The sequence below is a fragment of the Endozoicomonas sp. SESOKO1 genome (genome assembly GCF_024606265.1).
Classification (GTDB): domain Bacteria; phylum Pseudomonadota; class Gammaproteobacteria; order Pseudomonadales; family Endozoicomonadaceae; genus Endozoicomonas.
The window spans coordinates 1-4,129 of the sequence record NZ_JAHHPP010000362.1 but is presented as its reverse complement, the minus strand read 5'-3'; the positions used below and the strand labels follow the sequence as shown (position 1 = coordinate 4,129).

The 4,129-nt window shown below is 49.2% G+C and carries 3 protein-coding genes; all 3 read left to right on the top strand.

The window, feature by feature from the left end:
• The first annotated feature begins 152 nt into the window (after window positions 1–152).
• Window positions 153–3,101, top strand: coding sequence for a chondroitinase family polysaccharide lyase (locus KDK13_RS16580; protein WP_257286095.1), 2,949 nt, complete (start codon window positions 153–155; stop codon window positions 3,099–3,101).
• A 334-nt stretch (window positions 3,102–3,435) separates the two neighbouring features.
• Window positions 3,436–3,714: a type II toxin-antitoxin system RelE/ParE family toxin gene (locus KDK13_RS16575; protein WP_257286094.1), complete on the top strand. Its 279-nt coding sequence runs from the start codon at window positions 3,436–3,438 to the stop codon at window positions 3,712–3,714.
• A gap of 52 nt (window positions 3,715–3,766) precedes the next feature.
• A complete protein-coding gene (locus KDK13_RS16570; protein ID WP_257286093.1) occupies window positions 3,767–4,039 on the top strand; it encodes a HigA family addiction module antitoxin in 273 nt (90 codons plus the stop codon).
• The last annotated feature ends 90 nt before the right edge of the window (window positions 4,040–4,129 follow it).

Sequence of the window (4,129 nt, the reverse complement as noted above, 5' to 3'; positions counted from 1 at the left end):
TACTATGGATTATTGATTAGAATCATAGAGTCAGGAAAAAACTTTAAATAACATAAACAAACAGCAGGTTTATAGCCATGCGTTTATTTGAGAATACGCCTTGATCTGGTTTTTGCCAGGTTGTTCATTCCAACCCTGATGTCAGTTTCAATATGCATAAATTTACCCTTGCTTTTTTATCATCAGCAATAGCGGCAGCTGGTGTGGTGAGTGCTAATCAAAAAACAACCAACGTATTTATTGAAGATGCGCCATCTGCCTATGTCACTCCTGACAGCGTTACTCTACACCGATATCAGCTGGATCAAATACCGGCTCAGTGGGATATACATAACGGTGGTAAGTTAAGTCTTGAGCAGAATATTTATCGTGCAGGTAAAACAGGTATCCGCTGGGACTGGAAAAATGGAAGCTTGTTGGATATGGAGCTTTCCAAAGAGCTGAAATCCCTGCTGGTTACCGATCATATGCAGGTTTCATTTGGCGGTGGTGCCGGTTTTTCCCTGTGGATTTATAATGAGACTCCCTTAAAAGGTGAGAAACTGACCATCAGTGTTGCTGCAAATGGTCATCATAAGGCCGTTGATTTTGATCTCGGCTATGCTGGCTGGCGTGCGGCCACTATCCAGTTTGCCGAGATGCCTGATGGTGGTGATGCGCCGAATGGCAAGCTTCGGATTCAGGCTCCGAAAAGTTTACAAGAGGGGTGGTTTGTCCTTGACCGCATGGCTGTAGGACGTCTGACTCATCACACGATGGCCGACTACCAGCTGCCTTACTCCAAAAACTCTAATCACTGGGTTGCATCTTATCACTGGGAGCAGTTGCCAAAACAACCGGCAGCCCCGAACCCGGACCAGAAACTGTTTGACAGCCTCGCCACCATTGCTGACAACATCATCCTGAATAACGATGGTTGGAACCAGTTTTTTGATGCCCGGTTATCAAAAGAACATAGAGGGCTGCTGATTGATCGGATAACCACTCCTGAAGTAAAAGCCATTGCCGGGAAAAACCGGAGCTTGGTTGAAACGGAATTCAGAAATCTGAATCTGGACAGCAAACCGGTGAATCTGGCAACACCTTATGCCATGGCGAAAGTGACTTATGAAAATGAGGTAATCTGGCGCGACATTGAAGATAAACTGCTTCCCGCGATCACCCTGGACTATCTGTATTATCAGGACAATGAAGCAGAACAGCGTGTTATTGCGCTGCTGGACTGGATGCGTGACCAGGGCATGGTAGCCGGCCACAGTTTCGAGTCACTCTCCCATACCGGCTACCGCACCCGTAACCTGGCTATGTCCCTTCTTTATTTACGTGATTTACTGGCAAAAAATGATCGCCTGAATGACTGGACTGAAACCCTGAAATGGCTCACCGGTTTTGCCGAGGTTTACGAAAATAAAACCATTACCGGTGGTGTAGGAGATGATGGTACGAAAGTTGTATCCCGCCTGATCTGCGTGCTGCTCCAGGATAATACACCGGAGAAAGTTCGGGACGCAGAGCAATATGTGCAATGGCTGGATAATGTTCTGGCACCGAGCAATGGAACGACGGGTATTGTAAAACCGGATTACAGCTTTTATCACCACGCAATTACCCTGGGTGGTTACTGGCGAACCAATATGGTTCAGTTCATTCCGGTTCTGCAGGCACTGAAAGGTACCGAGTTCCACCAGGCCAGCACATGGGAAAACGTGCGCCAGAACTATATTGTTTACAACAGGATATTCCCCGGCGCGGCTGAACCTTTTCATTTCCGTGGTCGCTTCTTTGAGCATCAGAACGATTTCCGTATGCCGGATGCAACACGGATTATGGCCCTGAGCGGTAACCCGGCTACCGGTGAGGCGGTAGATAAAGAACTGGCATCCCTGTGGCTGAAAAACCGCCGGGTTGATGATGTGATCCCTGAAGCGTTCAAGGGGATTGCTGTTGAAGACCGGTACCATCAGGTTTTGAACTGGGCAGGTATTTCTACCCACACCATCCCGGGTGCTTCCGCTACAGTCATGGGCATTAACAACAATCTGGTGAACTGGGATCCAGGCCTTGCGCGTAATTACGCTCGTTATAATCGTGCCGGCAGCCTTTATATTTATGGTGATGTAAAACCGGAAAAGCTCTCTACCGGAGATTATGGTTATCGTGAAGAAGGCTATGACTGGAGTCGTACGCCAGGGGTTACTGCCGTCTATCTGAACAATGATGAACTGAAAGAAGCGACTGTCGGAACCAACTCGTATGGCGATGAACGCAGTTTTGCCGGTGGAGCTACTTTGAACGATGATGGTGTCTATGGTTACCGCCTGAGTGAGACAAATGACAAAGAATGGAATGGCAATAAAAGCTGGTTCTTCTTCGGTGATCGTATTGTCGCACTGGGTTCCGGCTTAACGACGGCGGATGATCGTGGTGACTTAGAGACGACACTGTTCCAGACCGCTTTACTTAACGCACCAGAGACAGTGGTTGTTAATGAGCAGAAAGTGAAAGCCTTCCCTTACCGGAACAGTTTGTCAGGTAAGATGACCCTGCAGGATCCTCATGGGCATGGGTATTACATTCCAGCCAGTAATGATTCTGTTGAAATTCGCAAGCACTCCCAGCGAAATGGCAACCAGATGGGTAAGACCCACAGTGGTGATTTCTCTGTAGCATGGATCAATCATGGTAAAACACCGGAAGACGCCCAATACGAATATATGATTCGTCTGAACGGCCCTGTTGAATCGCCGGATTACACCGTGTTGCAGAAGGATGAATATGCCCATGTGGTGCGGGATGACCGGACCGGTAAAGTGGGCTACGTAATCTTCAAAGCCACCGACAAGTTGGCAGGGCCTCTGGCATCCAGCTCCCGCCCGGGACTGGCCATGGTTGATGGCGATGAAGTCAGTTTCACCGATCCGGACCTAATGACCAACCCCGGCGGGATCATTACCCGTTATAACCTGGTTTTTGCGCCAGCCAGCCCTGAACGGGAGGTTGTACTTACCTTTGCAGATAATGGCCAGCGTCTGGTTTTTAAAACCTCAAATGCCCTCGTCGAGCACCTTGACCGCAAGACCAGATTGGCGTCAGGGTATTAATTGATATCGGACAAGGGTCTATCTCTTGGTCACACCTCCACACCTCCTGTAATCCGGTAGGTGTGGAGGCAATCCTGTAGCCCAGCCTTTCCATAACACCTGCCATCCCTGTAGGTTATCGCTCTACTGACAAGAAAAGCCGATCAAAACTGTCAGCCACAGCTTCTGATTAATCATCATTTAGAGCACCAACTATGTTCCAGCCGCAAGTGCTTCGATAACTGCGCTTTGTTATAGTCCCTGGCTTTTTGTCTAAAATCTGACTAGAATCAAATTGACACCCGACACGTTACAGGTTGCAAACAACCTCCGTTAACAGGCCCAGGAGGTGAATTTGATCAAAACCTTTAAACACAAGGGACTGAAACAGTTCTTTGAATCCGGTACAACACGGGGAATTCAGGCAACTCACCAACGAAAACTGCAACTGATACTCACCACACTGGATGCTGCCAAGGAGGTTCAGGACATGAGCGCCCCTGCGCTCAAGCTCCATGAACTGAAAGGGGAAGAGCACGGCACCTGGTCGGTATGGGTGAACGGAAACTGGCGGGTCACTTTCCGTTTTGAAAACGGTGATGCCTATATCGTGGATTACCGGGATTACCATTAACCTGTGACGCCGCCGGATCATTCCGAGGCGTCTTTATCAAAGGTAAAGCACCATGTTTGATCCAATGCACCCTGGCGAAGTTCTGAAAGAGTCTTACCTGGAACCTCTGGAGCTGAGCGTTACCGAAGCCGCCGAGCGGCTGGGCGTGGCCAGGAAAACCCTGTCTGCCCTGGTTAACAAGAAATCATCGGTCAGTGTTGAGATGGCATTCCGGCTGGCCAAAGCCTGCAAGACCACGCCGGATTTATGGCTGAACATGCAGGTCAGTTACGATCTCTGGCAGAACCGGGACCAGGAAGTCGGGCAGGTGGTGGCATTTGCCTGAACCTGCCTGACACAACGATAAACCGACAGGAACGCTTACCAAACCCGTCGTAAAGCATCGCCCAATCGGGCGGTGATATAAGACAGGAGC

Coding starts and splice junctions, on each gene's coding strand:
- KDK13_RS16580 (WP_257286095.1), top strand. CDS start 153: ATGCATAAATTTACCCTTGCTTTTTTATCATCAGCAATAGCGGCAGCT.
- KDK13_RS16570 (WP_257286093.1), top strand. CDS start 3,767: ATGTTTGATCCAATGCACCCTGGCGAAGTTCTGAAAGAGTCTTACCTG.